The sequence below is a fragment of the Streptomyces sp. NPDC037054 genome (assembly GCF_055606745.1).
Genome location: NZ_JBVJSJ010000007.1, coordinates 340,080 through 361,579, shown reverse-complemented (window position 1 = coordinate 361,579; position 21,500 = coordinate 340,080). Strand labels below are relative to the sequence as shown.

Sequence of the window (21,500 nt, the reverse complement as noted above, 5' to 3'; positions counted from 1 at the left end):
GCGTGAGCCCCCTGCTTGCCGACGGGCTCCAGGTCACCGCGCTCGTCGGCGCCCTCGCCCTGGTGCACCGCCCGCTCGGCGACCACATGGCCGCCGTCTACACCTCCGACCGGCACCTGCGCGTCGAGCGCTGGATCTACCGCACCGTCGGCGTCGACCCCGACGCGGAGCTGCGCTGGAGCGCCTACCTGCGCGGCGTACTGGCCTTCTCCGCGGTGGGCGTGCTGTTCCTGTACGTCCTCCAGCGCGTCCAGGACGTGCTGCCGCTGTCGCTCGGCTTCGCGCCGATCGCCCCCGGCCAGGCGTTCAACACCGCCGTGTCGTTCGTGACGAACACCAACTGGCAGTCGTACTCCGGTGAGACGGCGATGAGCCACCTCACCCAGACCGCCGGGCTCGCCGTGCAGAACTTCGTGTCCGCAGCCGTGGGCATGGCGGTGGCCGTGGCGCTCGTCCGCGGCTTCGTCCGGTCCCGCACCGGGGACCTCGGCAACTTCTGGGCCGACCTGGTGCGCGGCACCGTCCGTGTCCTGCTGCCGCTGTCCGCCGTCGCCGCCGTGCTGCTGATCGCCGCCGGCGCCGTGCAGAACTTCGGCGACCTCCACACCGTCACCACGCTGACCGGCGAGCGGCAGACCGTCAGCCCGGGAGCCGTCGCCTCCCAGGAGGCCATCAAGAACCTCGGCACCAACGGCGGCGGCTTCTTCAACGCCAACTCGGCGCACCCCTTCGAGAATCCGAACGGCCTCACCAACCTGCTGGAGATCTTCCTGCTGCTGGTGATCCCGTTCTCGCTGCCGCGCACCTTCGGCACGATGGTCAAGAGCCCCCGGCAGGGCCACGCGATCGCCGCCGCCATGGCCGTCATCTGGTTCGCCGGCGTGATCGCCGTGACCTGGGTCGAGCACGCCCACCCCGGCACCGCCTCGCAGCTCGCGGGCGGCGCCATGGAGGGCAAGGAGCAGCGGTTCGGCGTCGGTCCGTCCTCGCTGTTCGCGGTCTCGACCACCATGACCTCGACCGGGTCCGTCAACTCCTTCCACGACTCCTACCAGGGCCTGTCCGGCGGGGTGCTGCTGCTCGGCATGATGCTCGGCGAGATCGCGCCCGGCGGGGTCGGCTCCGGTCTCTACGGCATGCTCGTCATGGCGGTCGTCGCGGTGTTCCTCGCCGGCCTGATGGTCGGCCGCACGCCCGAGTACCTGGGCCGCAAGATCGGCACCCGCGAGATCAAGCTCGCCGCCTGCTGCATCCTCGTCACCCCCGCCCTGGTACTGACCGGCACCGCCCTCGCGATGGCGCTGCCCGACGGCCCGGCGGCCATGACCAACACCGGCGCGCACGGCTTCTCCGAGGTGCTCTACGCGTACACGTCCGCGTCGAACAACAACGGCTCCGCCTTCGCGGGCCTCGGCGCGAACACGGCGTTCTTCAACACCACGCTCGGCCTGTGCATGGCGCTGGGCCGGTTCCTGCCGATGGTGTTCGTGCTGGCGCTGGCCGGCTCGCTCGCCGCGCAGCGGCCCGTGCCCGTCACCGCCGGCACCCTGCGCACCGGAAACCCCCTGTTCACCGGCCTGTTGGTGGGGGCCGTCACGGTCGTCGCCGGGCTCACCTTCTTCCCCGCGCTCGCCCTGGGCCCGCTCGCCGAAGGGCTGGCGGCATGACCACCCACCTCACGAACCACGAGGACGCCGTGTCCACCGAGACGTGCACAGACGAATCGGCCGCCCCCGCCCGGCCGCCGCGCCAGAGCCCGCCCGACGCGGGCCGCGAGGGCCGTCCGCCAGCCGGGGGCCGGGTCCGCGGCGGGCTGTTCGACCCGGCGCAGCTGCTGAGGTCCCTGCCCGACGCGGTCCGCAAACTCGATCCCCGGGTGATGGTCAAGTCGCCCGTGATGTTCGTGGTGTGGGTCGGTTCGGTCCTCACCACCGGCCTCGCCGCCGTCCACCCCGGCGACGGGTTCGGCTGGGCCGTCGCCGGCTGGCTGTGGCTGACGACCCTCTTCGCCAATCTCGCCGAGGCCGTCGCCGAGGGCCGCGGCCGGGCCCAGGCCGACACCCTGCGCCGGGCCCGCACCGACGCCGTGGCCCGGCGGCTCGCCGGGGACCGCGAAGAGCGGGTCCCAGGCACGGAGTTGAGGGTCGGGGACCTCGTCGTGTGCGAGGCCGGGGACGTCGTCCCGGGCGACGGCGACGTCGTCGAGGGCGTCGCGAGCGTCGACGAGTCGGCGATCACCGGCGAGTCGGCGCCTGTCATCCGCGAGTCCGGCGGCGACCGGTGTGCCGTCACCGGCGGCACGAAGGTGCTGTCCGACCGTATCGTCGTCCGCATCACCACGCGGCCCGGCGAGACCTTCGTGGACCGCATGATCGGCCTGGTGGAGGGCGCGGCGCGGCAGCGGACGCCCAACGAGATCGCGCTGAACATCCTCCTCGCCGCGCTCACGATCGTGTTCCTGCTCGCCGTCGTCACCCTGAAGCCGCTCGCGGTGTACGCGGGCGCCGACGGGCAGACCTCCCTGACCGTGCTCACGGCGCTGCTCGTCTGCCTCATCCCCACCACCATCGGCGCCCTGCTGTCCGCCATCGGCATCGCCGGCATGGACCGGCTGGTGCAGCGCAACGTGCTCGCCACGTCCGGGCGGGCCGTCGAGGCCGCGGGCGACGTCTCCACGCTGCTGCTCGACAAGACCGGCACGATCACCCTCGGCAACCGGCAGGCCGCCGAGTTCCTGCCGGTCGAGGGCGCCACGGCCGCCGAACTCGCCGACGCCGCCCAGCTGTCGTCGCTCGCCGACGAGACACCCGAGGGCCGTTCCGTCGTCGTCCTCGCCAAGGAGCGGTACGGCCTGCGCGAGCGGAAGCCGGGCGAACTCGGCCACGCCACCTGGGTGCCGTTCACCGCGCGGACCCGTATGTCCGGCGTGGACGTCGAAGGCCGCAGCGTCCGCAAGGGCGCCACCGCCGCCGTCCTCGCCTGGGTGCGCGAGCGCGGCGGGACGGTGCCCGAGGACGCCGAACGCGTCGCCGACGGCATCGCGCAGGCGGGCGGCACACCGCTGCTGGTCGCCGTCGAGGACGGCGCCGGGGCCCGGGTGCTGGGCGTCGTCCACCTCAAGGACGTCGTCAAGGACGGCATGCGGGAGCGGTTCGAGGAACTGCGCCGCATGGGCATCCGCACCGTCATGATCACCGGCGACAACCCGCTCACGGCGCGGGCGATCGCGTGGGAGGCCGGCGTCGACGACTACCTCGCCGAGGCCGCCCCCGAGGACAAGATGGCGCTCATCCGGCGGGAACAGGCGGGCGGCAGGCTCGTCGCGATGACCGGCGACGGCACCAACGACGCCCCCGCCCTCGCCCAGGCCGACGTCGGCGTGGCCATGAACACCGGCACGTCGGCCGCCAAGGAGGCCGGCAACATGGTCGACCTCGACTCCGACCCGACCAAGCTCATCGAGATCGTCGGCATCGGCAAGCAACTCCTCATCACCCGGGGCGCGTTGACGACGTTCTCGCTCGCCAACGACGTCGCCAAGTACTTCGCGGTCATCCCGGCGATGTTCGCCGTCGCGCATCCCTCGCTCGACCGTCTGAACATCATGCGGCTGGCGACGCCGGAGTCGGCGATCCTCTCCGCGGTCGTCTTCAACGCGCTCGTCGTCGTCGCGCTGGTGCCGCTCGCCCTGCGCGGGGTGCGCTACCGGCCGGCGAGCGCGGACCGCATGCTGCGCCGCAACCTCGCCGTGTACGGACTCGGCGGGCTCCTCGCGCCGTTCGTCGGCATCAAGCTCATCGACCTGCTCGTCTCCCTGATCCCCGGGATCGGATGAAGGACATGACCAACACACCCGCGCGCACCGCCCGGTCGGCCTGGGCCGCGCTGCGCATGCTGCTCGCCCTCACCGTCGTCACCGGCGTCCTCTACCCGCTGGCCGTGACCGGCGTCGGCCGGCTCGCCTTCCCCGACCGGGCGAACGGCTCCCTCGTGTCGGCCGACGGGAGGGTGGTCGGCTCGCGGCTGATCGGGCAGAGCTGGAACGTCCCCGGCACCGACCGCCCGGACCCCCGGTGGTTCCAGGGCCGCCCGTCCCACAGCGGCTACGACCCGCTCGCCACCGGTTCCAGCCAGCTCGGCGCGAGCGACCCGCGGCTCGTGAGAGCCGTACGGGACGCGAAACGGCAGGTGGCCGCCTTCAACGGCGTACCCGAGTCCCGGGTCCCCGCCGACGCGGTCACCGGCTCCGCCTCCGCCGTCGACCCGGACATCTCCCCGCGGTACGCCGGACTCCAGGCCGCCCGCGTCGCACGCGCCAACGGGCTGCCGGTCCGGCCGGTGGAGCGGCTGGTGCGGGACCACACCGAGGGCCGCGTCGCCGGGTTCCTGGGCCAAGCGCGCGTGAACGTCCTCGAACTCAACCTCGCGCTGCGGGAGATGAAGCAGGACACACGGGACGCGCGGGAGGCGGCGCCGTAAGGAAACCGTCATCGGCGCGCGGGCCCGCGGCGGCTCCCGTCCGCGTTGAATGGGCACCGGAACCCCTCTGGGAAACGAAGCGGGACGGTGCGCGTGAGCAAGAAGCAGTGGGTGGCCGGGGCGGTGGCGGTGGCGCTGGTCGTGGGCGGCGCGGGACTGTACTGGTTCCAGCCGTGGAAGATCTGGCAGGACGAGACGGTGGACGAGGCGCTGCCCACGGCGTCGCAGCCCGCGACGCGGCCCTCCGAGGCGCCGGCCGCCTCCCCGGACGCCTCCGCCCCCGACGCCTCCCCGGCGGGTCCGCGGACCCTCGCCGGCGGCGAACTCGTCAGCCACGAGCACGCCACGTCCGGCACCGTGAAGCTCGTCCGGCTCGCCGACGGGTCCCACGTGGTCCGGCTGGAGAAGCTCGACACCAGCAACGGGCCCGACCTGCACGTCTGGCTCACCGACGCGCCCGTGAAGGAGGGCCGCGCGGGCTGGCACGTCTTCGACGACGGCGAGTACGTCAGCCTCGGTCGGCTGAAGGGCAACAAGGGCAGCCAGAACTACGCCCTGCCCGCCGACGTGGACCCCGCGAAGTTCACCAGCGTCAGCATCTGGTGCGACCGCTTCGACGTGTCCTTCGGGGCGGCGGAGCTGAGCCCGGCCTGATCACCCGCTGCCGGGCCCACCGGGCCGCCGGGTCGGCGCGTCAGGTTCCGTCCGGGGCGAACACCGTCGACGGGACGGTGGTCGCCGTCGCGGTCGGCAGGTCCTCCGGGGCGTCCTCCGACTGCTGCGAGATGGTGCCGGCCGGGTCCTGGTACGGGTTGCGGGAGCTGGCGGGCAGCAGGGACAGGGCGCCGAACAGCAGCGCCAGCGCGGCGACCGTGCCGACGGCGCGGCCCACGCGGCGCCGCCGGGCCCTGCTGTCCATGTCCCGCCAGGCCGGGCCGCTCCACCGGTCCTCGGGCTGCCACAACTCGCCGACCGCGCCGGAGCCGGTCGTGCCCGGACCCGTCGCCCCAGAGGCCGTCGTGTCCTGGGGGTCGCCTGCGGGCCCGAGCGCCAGGACCGTACGCTCGCGTGCCGACGGCTCCCGCGGCGCCGACCTGCGGATGGCGCTCTCGCTGTCGGTGAGGAACTTCTGCCAGACGTCGTCCGGGACGGGACCCGTACCGTCCCCGTCCCCGTCCCACGGCGTTCTGTCGCTTCCCGACTCCCGACCGGTCATGGTCGCCCCCACTTCCCCTTGTTCCTTCTCGTGGTGCTGGTCCCCATCCTGTCGGACGACGGAGACGCCCGCTGCGTTCCGTCCCCGACCTGTCGGGTGAACCGTCTTGACAACTTCCCCCCCCCGCCGCCGGGGGAGTTGGTGCTGTCCCTGCGGCCCGGCGGCGAGCCCGCCGCTCCCGCCGACCGGTCACCAGCCGGTCAGCAGCAGGTGGTTGATCAGCAACGCGAGGACCGCCTGTCCGGCGAGCCAGCCGCGCGGCCCGGTCAGGAACGCGCCCGCAGGCAGCAGCCACACCGCGAACGGCAGCCAGATCCGCTCCGTCTCCGCCTTGCTCATGCCGGACAGGTCGGCGGCCAGCAGGGCGAGCAGCGCGGCCGACACGAGCAGCACGAGGCGCGCCGGGGCGTCGAGCGTCCCCGGCCGGCCGACCCGGAGGCGGGCCGGGCAGCGGCGCAGTCCCGCCACCGTCGCCGGGCCCACGACGAGGACGGCGCACGCCAGGTTCGCCCACACCCAGTAGCCGTACGGCCGCACGCCGCCCGCCCCCTGGTGGTAGCGGGTGACGAGCAGCCGGTACGCCTCCCACCAGTCGAATCCCGCCAACGTGAACACCAGCGGCACGACGGCGAACCCGGCGAGCAGGAACGGCAGCGGCGGCGCACGGCGCGCCCCCAGCAGCAGTACGGCCGCCGCGATCACGGCGAACAGGGTCAGCCCGTACGACAGGTACACGGTGAGCCCGAACAGCAGCCCGGACGCCGGGCCGGTCGCGCCCGGCCGCCGCCCCGCCACCGCGAGCGCCAGCAGCGCCACCGCCCAGGCCGCGACGGCGGCGAAGTACCCGTCGGCCGACGTGCCCACCCACACCGCGGCCGGGGCCAGGACCAGGAACGGCGCGGCCCGCCGGGCGAGCGACTCGTCGGCCAGGGCCCGCACGGCGACCAGCACCGCCACGGCCGCCGTCGTCCCGACCGTGACGCACCACGCCCCGGCCCAGCCACCGCCGCCCAGGCCGACCCGGTCCAGCAGCACGAACGTCACGGTCGCCGCCGGAGGATGCCCGGCGACGTGCGCGGGCCAGTTGTCCGGAGCGTCGAGCAGGATGTGCCCGGTGAAGTCGCGCAGGGCGGCCGGCAGGTCGTGGAAGCGGTCGACGGCCCGGAGGTACTCGTGCCGGGTGGTCAGCTGCTCGGCGACGCCGCGGTGCCAGCCGTCGACCAGGGCCAGCGACCACGTCCAGGCCAGCCCCGCGCCCCAGGTCGCCCACAGCAGCGGCCGCCAGGGCAGCCGGGCCGCGAGGGACGGGCCGTACGCCACGACCGCGACGGCGACCGCGACCGCCGCCGGGGTGCCGGGGCCCAGGTGCGGCGACCACTCGGCCAGCAGCGGCGGCCACCCGACCCGGAGCGTCCCGTCGCGGCGCTGGATCGCGTCGCCGACCAGGACGGCGGCCCCGACGAGCAGCGCGGCGAGGCCCACCGCACACAGGTCGCGGCGCAGGGCGCGCCGGGCGGAGGCGAGATCGCGGTTCACGTGAGCACGCTAGGGCGCCACGGCCGCGCCGCGCGGGTGACGAGCGGCGACGTCAGCGATTCGTCATGGTTCGGGTGCCCTCTTCCGGGGTGGTCCGGACCTACGGTCGAGACATGGCCCGGACCCGGTTCTCCTCCGCCTCTCCCGCCTCGCCCGCGTTCTGGCGCAGCCCCTTGCGCGGCCGGCGGCTCACCTCGCTGCTCGGCGTGGTGCTGCTCGGCGGGATCACGGTGCTGTTCGTGACCGGCCTGCTGTCGTACGCGGCGTACAACCCGGACCTGTCGCCGGTGAACGACAAGACACCGGACAAGGGTCTCCTCGGCTTCTACCTGTTCACGTGGCCGACCGACCCGCACTGGCTGTACCGGCTCACGCAGGGCGTCCACGTCACGCTCGGCCTCACCCTCGTGCCCGTGCTGCTGGCCAAGCTGTGGTCAGTCGTGCCCAGGCTGTTCGCGCTGCCGCCGGCCCGCTCGGTCGCGCACGCCCTGGAGCGGATCTCGCTGCTGCTCCTGGTCGGCGGCGCGCTGTTCGAGTTCGCGACCGGCATCCTCAACGTGCAGCTCGACTACGTCTTCCCCGGGTCCTTCTACCCGCTGCACTTCTACGGGGCGTGGGTGTTCTTCGCCGCGTTCGCCCTGCACGTGGTGCTGAAGGCACCGACGGCGCTGCGCAACCTCAGGGCCATGCGGGCAGGGCGTGACGCGGAGGGTGGGGAGGAGACCGGCGCGCGGGAGGCGGCCGACGACCTCGTGGCGCCCGACCCCGCCGAGGCCACCGTGTCCCGGCGGGGCGCCCTGGGGACGGTCGGCGGCGCCTCGCTACTGCTGTTCGCCACGTCCGTGGGCCGGAGCTTCGACGGGCCGCTGCGGCAGACCGCCGTCCTCTCCCCGCACGGCGGCCCCGAACCCGGCTCGGGACCCGGCGCGTTCCAGATCAACAAGACGGCCGCCTACGCCGGGATCCGCCCGGCGGAGCGGAGCGACGAGGCGTGGCGGCTGGTCGTCGCGGGGCCGGCCGGCACCGTCCGTCTGAGCCGCGCCGAGTTGCTCGAACTCCCGCTGCACAGCGCCGCGTTGCCCATCGCCTGCGTCGAGGGCTGGTCCACCTCCGACCAGTGGTGGCGGGGCGTACGGCTGCGGGACCTCGCGGCGCTCGTCGGCCGCGGCGGCGACCCGCCGGACGTCCTCGTCGAGTCCCTGCAACGGCGCGGCGCCTTCCGCCGGGCCGCCCTGCACGCCGGGCAGGTCGCCGACCCGCGGTCCCTGCTCGCCCTCCAGGTCAACGGCGAGGACCTCACCGCCGACCACGGCCACCCGGCGCGGATCATCGTGCCCGCCGCGCCCGGCGTGCTCAACACCAAGTGGGTGGCGCGGATGACGTTCGGAGACCTGGGATGACCCGCGGTCGTGCGGATGCCCCGGTGCGTCGGCGACGCGGGCCGGGGACGCGTCGCCTTCGGCGGGCGGTCGGCTGCCCGCTCCAACTGCTGCTGCTCGCCTGCTCGTTCGCGCTCGCCGGGTACGCCGGGGTGCGGCTGCTCGCGGACGACTGGTTCGGCGTGGTGCTGTGGTTCGTGGGCGCGGCGGTCCTGCACGACCTGGTGCTGCTGCCGCTGTACGCGGCGGTGGACCGCGCCCTGGTGCGCGCGGCGGGCGGGCGGCGGAGGCTCGTCGGGTACGTGCGTGTCCCGGCCGCCCTGTCCGGGCTGCTGCTGCTCGTGTGGTTCCCGCTGATCAGCGGGAGGGTGGACGACCGCTACGCCGGGTCCACCGGGCAGTCCGCCGACGGCTTCCTCGGCCGCTGGCTGCTGCTGACGGCGGCCCTGTTCGGCGGCTCGGCGCTGCTCTGCGCACTGCGGCTGCGCAGGGCCACGAAGCAGCGGCCGCCGGCCGACCACTGAGCGACGGCGCGCCAGCCCGCGCGGTCCGCGAGCCGCAGCAGGGCCGGCGCGCCGAGCCGCGCCCAAGGGAAAGGGCTGCCGGTCGCGCCGCGGGCGTCGGTGACCCGCACCAGGACGCGTTCGTCGACGTCCGGGTCCGCGGCGGCCTCGGCGATCAACAGGCCGCCGGGGACGAGGACTTGGGCGACGCGGCGCAGGAGCGCGGACGGGTCGCCGCCGATGCCGACGTTGCCGTCCATGAGCAGGGCGGTGCCCCAGCGGCCCTCGCCGGGCAGCGGCTCGAACACGGAGCGGCGCAGGGCCCGGCCGCCGCGGCGGACCGTACGGGCGACGGCTGCCTCGCTGACGTCTATGCCGAGCGCCCGGTGGTCCCGCGCGCACAGCGCCGCCACCAGCCGGCCGGGGCCGCAGCCCACGTCCAGTACGGAGCCCTCGCAGCGCTTCAGCACCTCCCGATCGGCGGCGTCGGCCTCGGAGCACCACCGCTCCACGTCCAACGGCAACAGCCAGCCGTCGGCCCGGCCCAGGAAGAGGGGTCCACGCCCAGTGCGCAGCGCCCGGGCGTAGAGGTCGGTGGACCAGGGGCGGGGGCGCGGGGTCCGGGCGGGGGCGGTCATCGGTCCGCCGCCGTCAGGGACGCCAGCCGGGCCGCGAACCGGCCGCGGGGCGCCGCCTCGGCGACCAGGGCGGCGTCCCGCGCGGTGTCCACGTCCCGCAGCGGCGGCAGGTCCCGTACCCGCAGACCCGCCAGCCGGGCACGCTGGACGGCGCCCGTGTCCGGCGTCGACATCGGCACGCCGAGCAGCAGCGCGGGGTCCGGCGAGGCCAGGCCCAGCGCCCAGAAGCCGCCGTCCTCGGCGGGGCCGAAGTACGCGTCGCAGTCCGCGAAGTCCACGGTGAGCAGCTCCGGGGTCACCTGCGGTGTGTCCATCCCGACGAGCAGCGCCGGCCCGTCACAGCCGGCGAAGGCGGCGGCGAGCCGCGCGTCGAGACCGCCGGCGCACTGCGGCACGACGTCGAAGCCGGGCGGCAGCCAACGGCCGGGGGAGCCGTCGAGCACCAGGACCCGGCGCCGGGCGGGCGTTCGGGCCACGGCGTCGAGGGTGTCCGCGAGCGCGGCCTCGGCGAGACCCGCTGCCTCCTCGGGCGTGAACGGCGGCGTCAGCCGGGTCTTCACCCGCCCCGGGCGGGGCTCCTTGGCGATGACGAGCAGCGTGACGGCGGAGCGCACGGGAGGCGCGGACGGCGCGGAAGGCGCGGCCGGCGGCGTCACGGGCGGCGTCCTTCCGAAGAGGACCCGGAACCGCCCTCGCCGGAACCGACCCCGCCGGAACCGACCCCGCCGGAACCGCCCTCGCCGGAACCGACCCCGCCGGAACCGCCCTCGCCGGAACCGACCCCGCCGGGACCGGCTTCGCGCCGCACGGGCGCCGTCGTGCCCGTCTCGCTCAGCACGCGGCTCATGTCCCGCACCGCCTGCCAGGTGCCGCGCCAGGTGCCCGTCACCTTGGACGTGCCCGTACGCGGGTGGTACGGGACGTCGTGCTCGGTGATGCGCCAGCCCGCGTCGGCCGCCCGCACCACCATCTGGAGCGGGTAGCCGCTGCGCCGGTCCGTGAGGTCCAGGGCGAGCAGCTGCTCGCGCCGGGCGGCGCGCAGCGGGCCCAGATCGCGCAGGCGCACCCCGGTGCGGCGGCGCAACAGGCGGGCCAGCGCGAGGTTCCCGGCCCGCGCGTGCGCCGGCCACGCGCCCCGCGCACGCGGGCGGCGCCTGCCGAGCACCAGATCGGCCCGCCCCGACCGGATCTCCCGGACGAACGGCACCAGGTCGGCCGGGTCGAGGGAGGCGTCGCAGTCGCAGAAGCACACCACGTCGGCGGTGGCGGCGGTCAGGCCCGCGTGGCAGGCCGCCCCGAAGCCGCGCCGCTCCTCGCGCACCACGGTCGCGCCGAGGCCGCGGGCGACGCGGGCCGAATCGTCCGAGGAGCCGTTGTCCACGACGATCGCCCGCCAGCCGGGCGGGATCCGCTCCAGCACCCAGGGCAGCGCCCCGGCCTCGTCGAGACAGGGCAGCACGACGTCGACGGGCGCCGTTTCCGAATCCGCGGGGGAGAAGGTCGTCACGGCTCTCAGCCTACGAGCGCGAAAACGGCAAAACGGACTTCGGCTCCTTACGGAACAGGGACGGCTGCGGCCGGGAGCAGCGCTTTCGCGCGCGTGGTGCGAGGCTGGCCGCATGGAGCAGCAGCCGCATCAGCCGACCGGGGCCCGGGTCCTCGTCGTGGACGACGATCCGACCGTCGCGGAGATCGTCTCGGGGTACCTCGACCGGGCCGGATACGTCGTGGACCGGGCCGGCGACGGCCCCGACGCGCTCGCCCGCGCCGCCGCCAACCGGCCCGACCTCGTCGTCCTCGACCTGATGCTGCCCGGCATGGACGGCCTGGAGGTGTGCCGCCGGATGCGCGGCAGCGGGCCGGTGCCGGTGATCATGCTGACCGCGCGCGGCGACGAGGACGACCGCATCCTCGGGCTGGAGGTCGGCGCCGACGACTACGTCACCAAGCCGTTCAGCCCGCGCGAACTCGTCCTGCGCGTCGAGTCCGTGCTGCGCCGCACCCGGCCCGCGCAGCCCTCCGGACCGCTGTGCGCCGCCGGGCTCACCGTCGACCCGGCGGCCCGTCGCGTCGCCAAGAGCGGCACCGAACTCGCCCTCACCATCCGCGAGTTCGACCTGCTGGTGTTCCTGCTCCGGCACCCCGGGCGGGCCTTCAGCCGCGAGGAGCTGATGCGGGAGGTGTGGGGCTGGGACTTCGGCGACCTGTCGACCGTCACCGTCCACGTCCGCCGGCTGCGCGGCAAGGTCGAGGACGACCCGGCGCGGCCCCGCCTCATCCAGACGGTGTGGGGCGTCGGTTACCGCTTCGACGACACGTCCGTGGCGGGGGAGTGACCTGCCGTGCGTGACACCCTCCTCATCGCCCTCTTCGCCTTCGTCGGCGCGGCGGCGGCCGGACTGCTCGGCGCGTGCGTGCTCCTGCTGATCCGGCGCCGTTCCCTCACCGCGCACCTGGCCGTGGTCGCCGGTGTCGCCGTCACGGCGATGCTCGCGGGCACCCTCGCGGTCGCCCAGGCGATGTTCCTCTCGGCGCACGACCTGACCGTCGTGACGACCGTCGTCGCGATGGCCGCCGTGGTGTCGCTGGCGACCGCGCTGCTGCTGGGCCGCTGGGTCGTCGCCCGCAGCCGGGCGCTGGCGATGGCCGCGCGGTCCTTCGGCGACGGCGGGGACTTCGCGGCGCCGACCGGACCGTCGACGGCCGAACTCTCCGCCCTGAGCCGCGAGCTGGAGGCGACCAGCGCCAAACTCGCCGAGTCCCGGGACCGGGAGCGCGCGCTGGAGTCCTCGCGGCGTGAACTCGTCGCCTGGATCTCGCACGACCTGCGCACGCCGCTGGCCGGGCTGCGGGCCATGGCCGAGGCGCTGGAGGACGGTGTCGCCGCCGACCCGGACCGCTACCTCCGGCAGATCCGCACGGAGGTGGAACGCCTCAACGACATGGTCGGCGACCTCTTCGAACTGTCCCGCATCCACGCCGGCGCCCTGACGCTCTCCCTCTCCCGGATGTCCCTCTACGACCTCGTCGGCGACGCGCTCGCGGGCGCGGATCCGCTCGCGCGGGAGAACGGGGTACGGCTCGTCGGCGAGTCCGTCGAGGCGGTGCCGGTCGAGGTGGACGGGCGGGAGATGAGCCGGGTGCTGGGCAACCTGCTGGTGAACGCGATCCGGCGGACGCCGGCGGACGGCACGGTCGCGGTGGCGGCGGAGCGGTCGGCGGAGGGAGTGGTGCTGTCCGTGACGGACGGCTGCGGGGGCATCCCGGAGGAGGATCTGCCGCGGGTCTTCGACACGGGGTGGCGCGGCACGCACGCGCGGACGCCTCCGGCGGGCGCGGGGCTGGGGCTGGCGATCGTGCGGGGGATCGTGGAGGCGCACCGCGGGCGGGCGACGGTACGGAACGTCAACGGGGGCTGCCGATTCGAGGTGACGCTGCCCGCGGCGGAGCGGTGACGTCGCCTTCGGCGGAGAAGGGACGCGTCGCGTCGGTGGTGTGGCGGTCGGCGTCGCTGTGACCGTCACGGCGTTCGCGCTGCCCGGCGTCGGCGGGTGCCGTCTTCCGCGGGACGGGCGCCGCCCTGCGGCACGACGGCCCGCGGCGTGCGGCAGTCGGTCACCGCCGGTGTCGCCCTCACACTCCCGCGAACTCCCTCATCCCCTCCTCGAAGCTCACCACCGGCTTCCAGCCCAGCTCCGTCCGCAGGCGGGTCGAGTCGGCCGTGATGTGGCGGACGTCGCCCAGGCGGTACTCGCCGGTGGTGACCGGGGCGGGGCCGCCGTGGGCCGCCGCCAGGGCCCGGGCCATGTCTCCGACCGTGTGCGGCTCACCGCTGCCGGTGTTGTACGCGGTGAGCGTGCCCGGCCGGGAACCGGCCTCCAGCGCCGTCACGTTGGCCGCCGCCACGTCCCGCACGTGCACGAAGTCCCGTCGCTGGCGGCCGTCCTCGAAGACGCGCGGGGCCTCGCCGCGGGCCAGCGCCGAGCGGAAGAAGGAGGCGACGCCCGCGTACGGGGTGTCGCGGGGCATCCGGGGCCCGTACACGTTGTGGTAGCGCAGCGACACCGCCGAGCCGCCCGTCGCCCGCGCCCACGCCGCCGCCAGGTGCTCCTGGGCCAGCTTGGTCGTGGCGTACACGTTGCGCGGGTCGGCCGGCGCGTCCTCGCCGACGAGGCCCGGCCCCAAGTCCGCGCCGCACAGCGGGCACGGCGGCTCGAAGCGGCCCGCGTCGAGATCGGCGACCGCGCGCGGACCGGGGCGCACCACTCCGTGCCGGGGGCAGGTGTAGCGGCCCTCGCCGTACACCACCATCGACCCGGCCAGCACCAGCCGCCCCACGCCCGCGTCCGCCATGGCGGTCAGCAGCACCGCCGTGCCGAGGTCGTTGCGGGAGACGTACTCCGCGGCGTCCGCGAAACCCGTGCCCAGACCCACCATCGCCGCCTGGTGGCAGACGGCGTCCACGCCGGCCAGCGCACGCCGTACCGCCCCGCCGTCCCGCACGTCGGCCGCCGGGTCGTCCCGGACGTCGTACACCACCGGCTCGTGGCCGTCCGCCCGCAGCGCCTCGACGACGTGGGACCCGATGAACCCGGCACCGCCGGTGACCAGTACGCGCATGCGCCCACGCTAGGACGGCGGCCGGGTCCGGGCCCCGGGCCGCGCCCGTCCGTCACCGGTCCGTAAGACTCCCGGCGAGCCGGGCAGTTTCGGTCCGCCGTCCGTGGATAGGTTTCCGCCCGGGCGTGAAACCTCCGCACCTTAGACTCGACCGGCGACGGCCCCGTGACCGCGGCCGCAGCGGGCAGCTCGTGCCAACCCGAAGGGCATTCGGCGTTTTGATACGGATGGAATCAGTCACCAAGCGGTACCCGGACGGCACGGTGGCGGTCGACCGGCTGTCCCTGGAGATACCCGACCGCGCGATCACCGTCCTCGTCGGCCCGTCCGGCTGCGGGAAGACCACGACCCTCCGCATGATCAACCGGATGGTCGAGCCCACCGAGGGCAGCATCCTCGTCGACGGCGTGGACAGCCGGCAGCAGCCGGTCAACTCCCTGCGCCGGTCCATGGGATACGTCATCCAGAACGCCGGCCTCTTCCAGCACCGCACGATCCTCGACAACATCGCCACCGTGCCCCGCCTGCTCGGCTGGGGCAAGCGCCGCGCGCGGGAACGCGCCGCCGAACTCATGGAGCGCGTCGGCCTCGACACCTCGCTCGCGAAGCGCTACCCCTACCAGCTGTCCGGCGGCCAGCAGCAGCGCGTCGGCGTGGCCCGCGCCCTCGCCGCCGATCCGCCCGTCCTGCTCATGGACGAGCCGTTCTCCGCCGTCGACCCCGTCGTCCGCAAGGGCCTCCAGGACGAACTGCTCCGCATCCAGGACGAGTTGGGCAAGACCATCGTCTTCGTCACGCACGACATCGACGAGGCGGTCAAACTCGGCACGATGGTCGCCGTGCTGCGCACCGGCGGCCGCCTCGCCCAGTTCGCGCCGCCCGCCGACCTGCTCTCCGACCCCGCCGACGCCTTCGTGGAGGACTTCCTCGGCGCCGACCGCGGCATCCGCGGACTGTCCTTCTTCCCGTCCGCCGGACTGGAGTTGACGACCGGCCCCGTCGTCGCCGCCGACGCTGCCGCCGGGCGGACCGCCGCCCCCGACGCCCCCTACCTCCTGGTGACCGACGCGGACGGCAGACCCCTCGGCTGGGCCGAGCCCGGCCAACTCACCGCGGGCGCGGTCGATCCCGCCCGGCTGCTGCCCTACGGCCGGCCCTTCACCCCCGGCACCGACTCCCTGCGCGCCGCCCTCGACGGGGCCGTGCTGTCCCCGACCGGCTGGGCCGTCGCCGTCGACGCGGACGGCCGGGTCAGCGGCGTCGTCTCCCAGCAGACCATCGGAGAAGCCATCCGGGACGCCCACGCCGAGCGGCGCGCGCACGGCACACCGGCCGCGAAGGCCGCCGAATGAACGGCTTCTTCGACATCCCCAGCGACCTCCAGCACAGCTGGCTCGGCCTGGTCGGACTGCACCTGCGGGAGGCCCTGCTGCCGGTGCTCGCCGGGCTGCTCGTCTCCCTGCCGCTGGCCCAGCTGTGCGTCCGCTTCCGCTGGCTGTACCCGCCGGTGCTGTGGGTGACGACCGTGCTGTACGCCATTCCCTCGCTGGCCTTCTTCGTGCTCCTCATCGACTACACCGGCCAGACCGAGCTCACGGTGATGATCCCGCTCACCGTCTACAGCCTCGTCGTCCTCGTCCCGGCCATCGTCGACGGCGTCCGCTCCGTGCCGGAGGAGACCCTCGCCGCCGCGACCGCCATGGGGTTCGGCCCCGTACGCCGCTACCTCCAGGTGCAGTTGCCGATCGCCACGCCCGCCATCGTCGCGGGCCTGCGCGTGGCGACCGTGTCGAGCATCAGCCTCGTCAGCATCGGCGCCCTCATCGGCAACCAGGGCGCGCTCGGCAACCTGATCAACGACGCGAACATCTACGACCGGCCCGAACTCGCCGTGAACGCCGTGCTCAGCATGGCCCTCCTCGCGATCCTCGCCGACGGCCTGCTGGTCGCCGTACGCCTGCTGCTCACGCCGTGGATGCCACGCCGAACACGCGGGAACCCGAAGGCCGAGGCGCCCGAACCGGCCGTCGCCGCGGCGGGGAAGGACGCGGCCCGGTGAACCTGCTGACCTTCATCAACTCCTTCTTCGCCGACAGCGCCCACTGGCAGGGCTACGACGGCATCCCCACGCGCGTGGCCGAACACGTCCGGTACACCCTCCAGGCGCTCGGCATCGCCGCCGCGATCGCCCTGCCCGTCGGCATGGTCACCGGGCACTACGGGCGCGGCGGGAACACCCTCGCCCTGATCGCCGTGGCCGGGCGCGCGCTGCCCACCTTCGGCCTGCTGGTGCTCATGACCCTGATGGTGGGCTTCGGCATGGTGAACGTGATGACCCCGCTGGTCGTCCTCGCCGTCCCGCCGATCCTCGTCACCACCTACGAGGCGATGCGCTCCGTCGACCCGGCGCCCGTGGACGCCGCCCGCGGCATGGGCATGAGCGAGGCCGGGGTGCTGTTCCGGATCGAACTCCCGGCCGCGCTCCCGCTGATCCTCAGCGGCCTGCGCTCGGGCGCCATCCAGATCGTCTCCACGGCCACCATCGCGGCCTACGTCAGCCTCGGCGGCCTCGGCCGCTACATCATCGACGGCCTGTACCAGCGCAATTACGAGAAGGTCGTCGGCGGCGCCACCCTCGTCGCCGGGCTGGCCCTGGTCACCCTGGCGGTGTTCTGGGCCGTCGGACGCCTCGCCGTGTCCCCCGGCGTACGCAGGCGGTGACGCCGGCACCGGACCGCCGCCGGTGCGCAACCGGTCGTACATCGACGCCAATTGGTGACCAGGCCGCTCTTGACTGACCAAGAAGTGGCTGGATTGGATCAGTCAATGACTTCCACCGCGAAGAGCAGCTGGACCCGGACGAGACACACGGTCGCGTTCCCCGTCGCGATCGCCGCCACGGCAGCCCTGCTCGCGGGCTGTTCCTCCTCCGACCCCTCCGACCCGCTGGCGGAGGGCGACGCGGGCGGCGGCGACACCGTCGTCGTCGGCTCGAACAACTTCGCCGAGAGCATCCTGCTCGCCGACATCTACGGCGAGGCCCTGAAGGCCAAGGGCATCAAGGTCACCTACAAGCCCAACATCGGCAGCCGCGAGACCACGTACGGCCTGATGAAGAACGGCTCCATCACCGTCCTGCCCGAGTACAACGGCTCCCTGCTGGCCTACCTCGACCCGAAGGCCACCCCGAAGTCCGTCGAGGAGACGACGGCCGCCCTCGAGAAGAAGCTGGACGCCAAGCTGGCGCTGCTGAAGCCGGCGTCCGCGCAGAACAAGGACTCCGTCACCGTCAACGCCGCCACCGCGAAGAAGTACGGCCTCACCGCCGAGTCGAGCATCGCCGACCTCAAGGACGCGGCCCCCGGTCTGGTCTTCGGCGGCTCGCCCGAGTTCCAGACCAGGCACCAGGGCCTCGTGGGCCTGAAGTCGGTGTACGGCCTGGAGTTCAAGTCCTTCAAGTCGCTCGACGCGGGCGGCCCGCTGACGCAGGCGGCGCTGAAGAAGAACACCGTGCAGGTCGCCGACGTCTTCACCACCGACCCCGCCATCGGCAAGGAGAAGTTCGTCGTCCTGAAGGACCCGGAGAACCTCTTCGGCTTCCAGAACGTGCAGCCCCTCGTCTACCGGGACGGGCTGCCCGAGGAGGGCGCCGCGGCCCTCGACGCGGTCTCCGCGAAGCTCGACACCCGCACCCTCCTGGAGCTGGACGCCCAGGTCCAGCTGGAGAAGAAGGACCCGCTGGACGTGGCCAAGTCCTGGCTGAAGTCCGTGGGCCTGGACTGAATCCCGGCTGAAGCCCGCGGGGCCGGACCGGCCGTCCGCCTCACCCGTCGGCCGCCGCGGGAGCCGCGGCGGCCCGCGGTGCCGTGCCGAGGTGCTCACCGATCTCCTTCACCAGCAGGTTCATCCGGTACGCCACCGCGCCGACGTCCGCGCCCGGCCCGGTCAGCACGACCAGCAGGGCGCCCGGACCCGCCGACGTGAGGATCAGATAGCTGTTGGCCATCTCGACGAGCGCCTGACGCACCGGGCCGCCCCGGAAATCCATGCTGACGCCCTTGCTGAGGCTCATCAGCCCGGACGCGCTGGCCGCCAGCCGCTCGGCGTCGTCCCGCAGGAACCCCGTCGACCTGCTGAGCACCAGCCCGTCGTCGGACAGCACCACGGCCTGGTTGGCGTCGGCGACCCGCTCCACGAGTCCGGTCAGCAGCTGGTCCAGCCGGGTGTGGGTGGCTGGGCGGGGGAGAGTCATGGCGGTCTCCTTCGTCAGCGGTCGGCGTTCGGCGGGGAAGTCGGAGGGTGGGCGCGGGACGCGGCGTCCTCCTGGCGCGCCCGGCGCGTGCCGCGCTGGAACCCGGCCAGCGACGAGGCCGCCCGCTCCGCGGTGAACTCCCCGTCGGCGTCGCCCACTTCACGACCGGGGGGTTCCTCGTGCGGCTCGGCGGCGCGCCGGGGACGCGGCACACGCCGCGGCAACGGGATCGCCAGGGCCGTGGCATGGGCGAGTCCCCCGGAACCGGGACGGGCACGAGGCGGTGGGGGACTGGTCATGGGCGTGCGGCACCTCGCTGTGCGGCCGAGCAAAGAACATGGCGGAGCGCACGGGGCGCGCGACGGAAAGCCGCGTGGCGCGCACCGGTCGCCCGTTCACTGGCTGGGAGCCAATCGTGTGTGGACACCGGTCGTCAAGTGAGCGGCTCCCCCCGGTACTTGCCGCTGCCGCATCGTGATGATCCGCGGGAAGATCCCCCGAAAGCGCGGGGCCCCGCGGCCCGTCGGCACGGTCGCACCGCCGTTCGAAGAAGCGGCGCGGCGCGTTCCCGCGGTGACGTCCCGGACGAAGCGGACCAATCACAGGCAACCGGTCGCCGCACAGGGGGTGTTTCCGGCCGGATCGAGGGTGGATCAAGGGTTTCCCCTGTATCCGCATAACCAGCGCTTTGCCTATCGTTCGAGCACAGCTGACCCACAGGTAACCCCGAACGGGTCCACGCTCCACGCACGGCCGGTCACGCGTCTCCCCTCGATGCACCCCCCTCCGCTTCGCCGACGAAGCGATCGACCTCCGCTCCGCGCTGCCCGGAGCTACGGCACGAAAGGCAAGTCCTTGCGTACCCCCAACTCCCCACGACGGAAGCTCATATCCGTCGCCGCGGTCTCCGCGGCCCTGCTCACCGCCGCCACCGCTCAGGCGGCCGTCGCCCAGGAGAGCACCGCCCGGGACACCGCCGTCCCCGCGGCCGCCACCGAGGCCGCCCCCGGCACCCCCGCCGAGCGCCTCATCGTCGGCTACGAGTCCGGCGCCACCGAGGCCAAGTCGAACAAGGCCGCCGCCGCCGACGCCGAGGCCAAGGGCCAGAAGGCCGGCGAGAACCTCGACTTCAGCCGCCGCCTCGGCACCGGCGCCGCCCTCGTCGACCTCGGCTCCGACGCCACCAGGTCCGACGTCGCCGACGTCATCGCCGCGTACGAGGCCGACCCGCAGGTCGCCTACGTCGTGCCGGACCGCCTCAACAAGCCGCTGGCCACCCCGAACGACACCGAGTACGCCAAGCAGTGGGACCTGTTCGAGACCACCGCCGGCATGCGCGTGCCCGGCGCCTGGGACCTCGCCACCGGCAGCGGCGTCACCGTCGCCGTCATCGACACCGGCTACGTCGCCCACACCGACCTCGCGGCGAACATCGTCGGCGGCTACGACTTCATCTCCGACACGGCCGTCGCCGTCGACGGCAACGGCCGCGACAGCAACCCGGCCGACCCGGGCGACTGGTACGCCGCCGGCGAGTGCGGCCAGCAGACCGGCAGCAACTCCTCCTGGCACGGCACGCACGTCGCCGGCACCATCGCCGCCGCCACCAACAACGGCAAGGGCGTCGCCGGCATCGCCTACGGCGCGAAGATCTCCCCGCTGCGCGTCCTCGGCAAGTGCGGCGGCTACGACTCCGACATCATCGACGCCATCACCTGGGCGTCCGGCGGCACCGTCTCCGGCGTGCCCGCCAACACCAACGTCGCCAAGGTCATCAACATGAGCCTGGGCGGCGGCGGAACGTGCAGCACCGCCACCCAGAACGCCATCAACGGCGCCGTGAGCCGCGGCACCTCGGTCGTCGTCGCGGCCGGCAACAGCAACGCCAACGCCGCGAACTACTCCCCGGCGAGCTGCAACAACGTCATCACCGTCGCCGCGACCAACCGCTCCGGCGGACGCTCGTACTACTCCAACTACGGCACGGTCGTCGACATCGCCGCTCCCGGCGGCGAGACCCGCACCACCACCTCCGACGGCATCCTGTCCACGCTGAACGCCGGCACCCGCACCCCGTCGGGCGAGAACTACGCCTTCTACCAGGGCACCAGCATGGCCGCCCCGCACATCGCCGGCCTCGCCGCGCTGATGAAGTCGGCGAACAGCGCCCTCACCCCGGCGCAGATCGAGTCGGCGATCAAGGCCAACGCCCGCGCCCTGCCCGGCACCTGCACCGGCGGCTGCGGCGCCGGCCTCGCGGACGCCACCAAGACGGTCCAGGCCGTCAAGGGCGGCACGAGCACCGGCACGACGTACACCAGCACCGCGCCCGTCGCCATCCCGGACGCCGGTTCGGCCGTCGAGTCCCCGATCACCGTCAGTGGCCGCAGCGGCAACGCCCCCTCCACCCTCCAGGTCGGCGTGGACATCAGCCACACCTACCGCGGCGACCTGGTCGTCGACCTGGTCGCGCCGGACGGATCGACGTACCGCCTGAAGTCCTCCAGCAGCTCGGACTCCGCGGACAACGTGGTCGCCACCTACACGGTGAACGCCTCGGCGGAGGTCGCGAACGGCACCTGGAAGCTGCGCGTCCAGGACCTGTACGCGCAGGACACCGGCACGATCAACAGCTGGAAGCTGACGTTCTGACGACCTACTGACGAACCTCCGAACACGTCGCGCGCCCCCACCGGGGCGCGTGTACGGGACCGGCGGGCCGGACGGCGCGGATGGGGCGCCGACCGGCCCGCCCTGTTGTGGGCACCGGGAACCCCGATGACCCGGCATAATGGCGTGACAGGCGCTGTCGTATGGTGAGTCGATGTGCACGGGGGGTAGTTGACGACACCGTACAACCCGTCCATATCCATCCCG

At 73.9% G+C, this 21,500-nt stretch carries 19 protein-coding genes and 2 pseudogenes; 13 read left to right on the top strand and 8 right to left on the bottom strand.

The window, feature by feature from the left end:
• Positions 1 to 2 precede the first annotated feature (2 nt).
• The 4 genes from kdpA to ACZ7D7_RS19470 all read left to right on the top strand — a co-directional run bounded on the left by kdpA (position 3) and on the right by ACZ7D7_RS19470 (position 5,133).
• Entirely contained in the window at positions 3 to 1,667 is a 1,665-nt protein-coding gene (kdpA, locus tag ACZ7D7_RS19485; protein WP_470825708.1) for a potassium-transporting ATPase subunit KdpA, read from the top strand.
• A complete protein-coding gene (gene kdpB / locus ACZ7D7_RS19480) occupies positions 1,664 to 3,835 on the top strand; it encodes a potassium-transporting ATPase subunit KdpB (RefSeq protein ID WP_470825707.1) in 2,172 nt (723 codons plus the stop codon). The genes kdpA and kdpB overlap by 4 nt, the downstream gene beginning before the upstream one ends.
• Positions 3,832 to 4,479, top strand: coding sequence for a potassium-transporting ATPase subunit KdpC (kdpC, locus tag ACZ7D7_RS19475; RefSeq protein WP_470825706.1), 648 nt, complete (start codon positions 3,832 to 3,834; stop codon positions 4,477 to 4,479). The genes kdpB and kdpC overlap by 4 nt, the downstream gene beginning before the upstream one ends.
• A 93-nt stretch (positions 4,480 to 4,572) precedes the next feature.
• Positions 4,573 to 5,133, top strand: a complete 561-nt coding sequence (locus tag ACZ7D7_RS19470; protein ID WP_470825705.1) for a DM13 domain-containing protein — start codon at positions 4,573 to 4,575, stop codon at positions 5,131 to 5,133.
• A gap of 40 nt (positions 5,134 to 5,173) precedes the next feature.
• Here the strand turns inward: ACZ7D7_RS19470 and ACZ7D7_RS19465 are convergent, their stop codons facing one another.
• Both ACZ7D7_RS19465 and ACZ7D7_RS19460 read right to left on the bottom strand, forming a co-directional pair.
• Complete coding sequence (locus ACZ7D7_RS19465) at positions 5,174 to 5,695, bottom strand: hypothetical protein (RefSeq protein ID WP_470825704.1); 522 nt, start codon at positions 5,693 to 5,695, stop codon at positions 5,174 to 5,176.
• A 189-nt stretch (positions 5,696 to 5,884) separates the two neighbouring features.
• Complete coding sequence (locus tag ACZ7D7_RS19460; RefSeq protein WP_470825703.1) at positions 5,885 to 7,231, bottom strand: hypothetical protein; 1,347 nt, start codon at positions 7,229 to 7,231, stop codon at positions 5,885 to 5,887.
• 113 nt (positions 7,232 to 7,344) lie between these two features.
• Between ACZ7D7_RS19460 and ACZ7D7_RS19455 the strand changes: the two genes are divergently transcribed.
• Entirely contained in the window at positions 7,345 to 8,631 is a 1,287-nt protein-coding gene (locus ACZ7D7_RS19455; protein WP_470825702.1) for a molybdopterin-dependent oxidoreductase, read from the top strand.
• The gene (locus tag ACZ7D7_RS19450) at positions 8,628 to 9,134 is read left to right on the top strand and encodes a hypothetical protein (protein WP_470825701.1); all 507 of its coding nucleotides are present in this window, start codon (positions 8,628 to 8,630) and stop codon (positions 9,132 to 9,134) included. The genes ACZ7D7_RS19455 and ACZ7D7_RS19450 overlap by 4 nt, the downstream gene beginning before the upstream one ends.
• Positions 9,135 to 9,199: 65 nt before the next feature.
• Here ACZ7D7_RS19450 and ACZ7D7_RS19445 read toward each other — a convergent pair.
• From ACZ7D7_RS19445 to ACZ7D7_RS19435, 3 genes and pseudogenes are all read right to left on the bottom strand, one after another.
• Positions 9,200 to 9,751 (bottom strand): annotated as a pseudogene (locus ACZ7D7_RS19445) (class I SAM-dependent methyltransferase); the annotation flags it as partial.
• On the bottom strand, positions 9,748 to 10,407 hold the full coding sequence (locus tag ACZ7D7_RS19440; RefSeq protein ID WP_470825700.1) for a TIGR04282 family arsenosugar biosynthesis glycosyltransferase: 660 nt from the start codon (positions 10,405 to 10,407) through the stop codon (positions 9,748 to 9,750). The pseudogene ACZ7D7_RS19445 and the gene ACZ7D7_RS19440, both read right to left, overlap by 4 nt.
• Positions 10,408 to 10,562: 155 nt before the next feature.
• Positions 10,563 to 11,267 (bottom strand): annotated as a pseudogene (locus ACZ7D7_RS19435) (glycosyltransferase family 2 protein); the annotation flags it as partial.
• Between the two features lie 103 nt (positions 11,268 to 11,370).
• Between ACZ7D7_RS19435 and ACZ7D7_RS19430 the strand changes: the two are divergent.
• Positions 11,371 to 12,087 (top strand): response regulator transcription factor, encoded by a 717-nt coding sequence (locus ACZ7D7_RS19430; RefSeq protein ID WP_470825699.1) that lies wholly within the window; start codon positions 11,371 to 11,373, stop codon positions 12,085 to 12,087.
• Positions 12,088 to 12,093: 6 nt separating this feature from the next.
• Positions 12,094 to 13,206, top strand: a complete 1,113-nt coding sequence (locus ACZ7D7_RS19425) for a sensor histidine kinase (protein ID WP_470825698.1) — start codon at positions 12,094 to 12,096, stop codon at positions 13,204 to 13,206.
• A 178-nt stretch (positions 13,207 to 13,384) separates the two neighbouring features.
• Here ACZ7D7_RS19425 and ACZ7D7_RS19420 read toward each other — a convergent pair whose 3' ends face one another.
• Positions 13,385 to 14,371, bottom strand: coding sequence for an NAD-dependent epimerase/dehydratase family protein (locus ACZ7D7_RS19420; RefSeq protein ID WP_470825697.1), 987 nt, complete (start codon positions 14,369 to 14,371; stop codon positions 13,385 to 13,387).
• Positions 14,372 to 14,589: 218 nt separating this feature from the next.
• Here ACZ7D7_RS19420 and ACZ7D7_RS19415 point away from each other — a divergent pair, with 218 nt between their 5' ends.
• The 4 genes from ACZ7D7_RS19415 (at position 14,590) to ACZ7D7_RS19400 (ending at position 18,154) form a co-directional block, all read left to right on the top strand.
• Positions 14,590 to 15,723 carry an ABC transporter ATP-binding protein gene (locus tag ACZ7D7_RS19415; RefSeq protein WP_470825696.1) on the top strand — a complete coding sequence of 378 codons (1,134 nt, stop codon included), beginning with the start codon at positions 14,590 to 14,592 and terminating at the stop codon, positions 15,721 to 15,723.
• The gene (locus tag ACZ7D7_RS19410) at positions 15,720 to 16,430 is read left to right on the top strand and encodes an ABC transporter permease (RefSeq protein ID WP_470825695.1); all 711 of its coding nucleotides are present in this window, start codon (positions 15,720 to 15,722) and stop codon (positions 16,428 to 16,430) included. Before ACZ7D7_RS19415 ends, ACZ7D7_RS19410 begins: the two co-directional genes overlap by 4 nt.
• Positions 16,427 to 17,092 carry an ABC transporter permease gene (locus ACZ7D7_RS19405; protein WP_470825694.1) on the top strand — a complete coding sequence of 222 codons (666 nt, stop codon included), beginning with the start codon at positions 16,427 to 16,429 and terminating at the stop codon, positions 17,090 to 17,092. Before ACZ7D7_RS19410 ends, ACZ7D7_RS19405 begins: the two co-directional genes overlap by 4 nt.
• A 105-nt stretch (positions 17,093 to 17,197) precedes the next feature.
• Positions 17,198 to 18,154, top strand: a complete 957-nt coding sequence (locus ACZ7D7_RS19400; RefSeq protein ID WP_470825692.1) for an ABC transporter substrate-binding protein — start codon at positions 17,198 to 17,200, stop codon at positions 18,152 to 18,154.
• A gap of 40 nt (positions 18,155 to 18,194) precedes the next feature.
• On the opposite strand, the gene ACZ7D7_RS19395 is transcribed toward ACZ7D7_RS19400, so the two are convergent.
• Positions 18,195 to 18,623 (bottom strand): roadblock/LC7 domain-containing protein, encoded by a 429-nt coding sequence (locus ACZ7D7_RS19395; protein ID WP_470825691.1) that lies wholly within the window; start codon positions 18,621 to 18,623, stop codon positions 18,195 to 18,197.
• 14 nt (positions 18,624 to 18,637) lie between these two features.
• On the bottom strand, positions 18,638 to 18,922 hold the full coding sequence (locus tag ACZ7D7_RS19390) for a hypothetical protein (RefSeq protein WP_470825690.1): 285 nt from the start codon (positions 18,920 to 18,922) through the stop codon (positions 18,638 to 18,640).
• Positions 18,923 to 19,478: 556 nt separating this feature from the next.
• Between ACZ7D7_RS19390 and ACZ7D7_RS19385 the strand changes: the two genes are divergently transcribed.
• The gene (locus tag ACZ7D7_RS19385) at positions 19,479 to 21,275 is read left to right on the top strand and encodes a S8 family peptidase (RefSeq protein ID WP_470825688.1); all 1,797 of its coding nucleotides are present in this window, start codon (positions 19,479 to 19,481) and stop codon (positions 21,273 to 21,275) included.
• Positions 21,276 to 21,500 lie beyond the last annotated feature (225 nt).

What these genes read in the sequence shown, in the direction of transcription:
- kdpB (WP_470825707.1), top strand. Translation starts at nt 1,664, where the DNA reads ATGACCACCCACCTCACGAACCACGAGGACGCCGTGTCCACCGAGACG.
- kdpC (WP_470825706.1), top strand. Translation starts at nt 3,832, where the DNA reads ATGAAGGACATGACCAACACACCCGCGCGCACCGCCCGGTCGGCCTGG.
- ACZ7D7_RS19465 (WP_470825704.1), bottom strand. Translation starts at nt 5,695, where the DNA reads ATGACCGGTCGGGAGTCGGGAAGCGACAGAACGCCGTGGGACGGGGAC.
- ACZ7D7_RS19455 (WP_470825702.1), top strand. Translation starts at nt 7,345, where the DNA reads ATGGCCCGGACCCGGTTCTCCTCCGCCTCTCCCGCCTCGCCCGCGTTC.
- ACZ7D7_RS19450 (WP_470825701.1), top strand. Translation starts at nt 8,628, where the DNA reads ATGACCCGCGGTCGTGCGGATGCCCCGGTGCGTCGGCGACGCGGGCCG.
- ACZ7D7_RS19430 (WP_470825699.1), top strand. Translation starts at nt 11,371, where the DNA reads ATGGAGCAGCAGCCGCATCAGCCGACCGGGGCCCGGGTCCTCGTCGTG.
- ACZ7D7_RS19420 (WP_470825697.1), bottom strand. Translation starts at nt 14,371, where the DNA reads ATGCGCGTACTGGTCACCGGCGGTGCCGGGTTCATCGGGTCCCACGTC.
- ACZ7D7_RS19410 (WP_470825695.1), top strand. Translation starts at nt 15,720, where the DNA reads ATGAACGGCTTCTTCGACATCCCCAGCGACCTCCAGCACAGCTGGCTC.
- ACZ7D7_RS19400 (WP_470825692.1), top strand. Translation starts at nt 17,198, where the DNA reads ATGACTTCCACCGCGAAGAGCAGCTGGACCCGGACGAGACACACGGTC.
- ACZ7D7_RS19395 (WP_470825691.1), bottom strand. Translation starts at nt 18,623, where the DNA reads ATGACTCTCCCCCGCCCAGCCACCCACACCCGGCTGGACCAGCTGCTG.
- ACZ7D7_RS19390 (WP_470825690.1), bottom strand. Translation starts at nt 18,922, where the DNA reads ATGACCAGTCCCCCACCGCCTCGTGCCCGTCCCGGTTCCGGGGGACTC.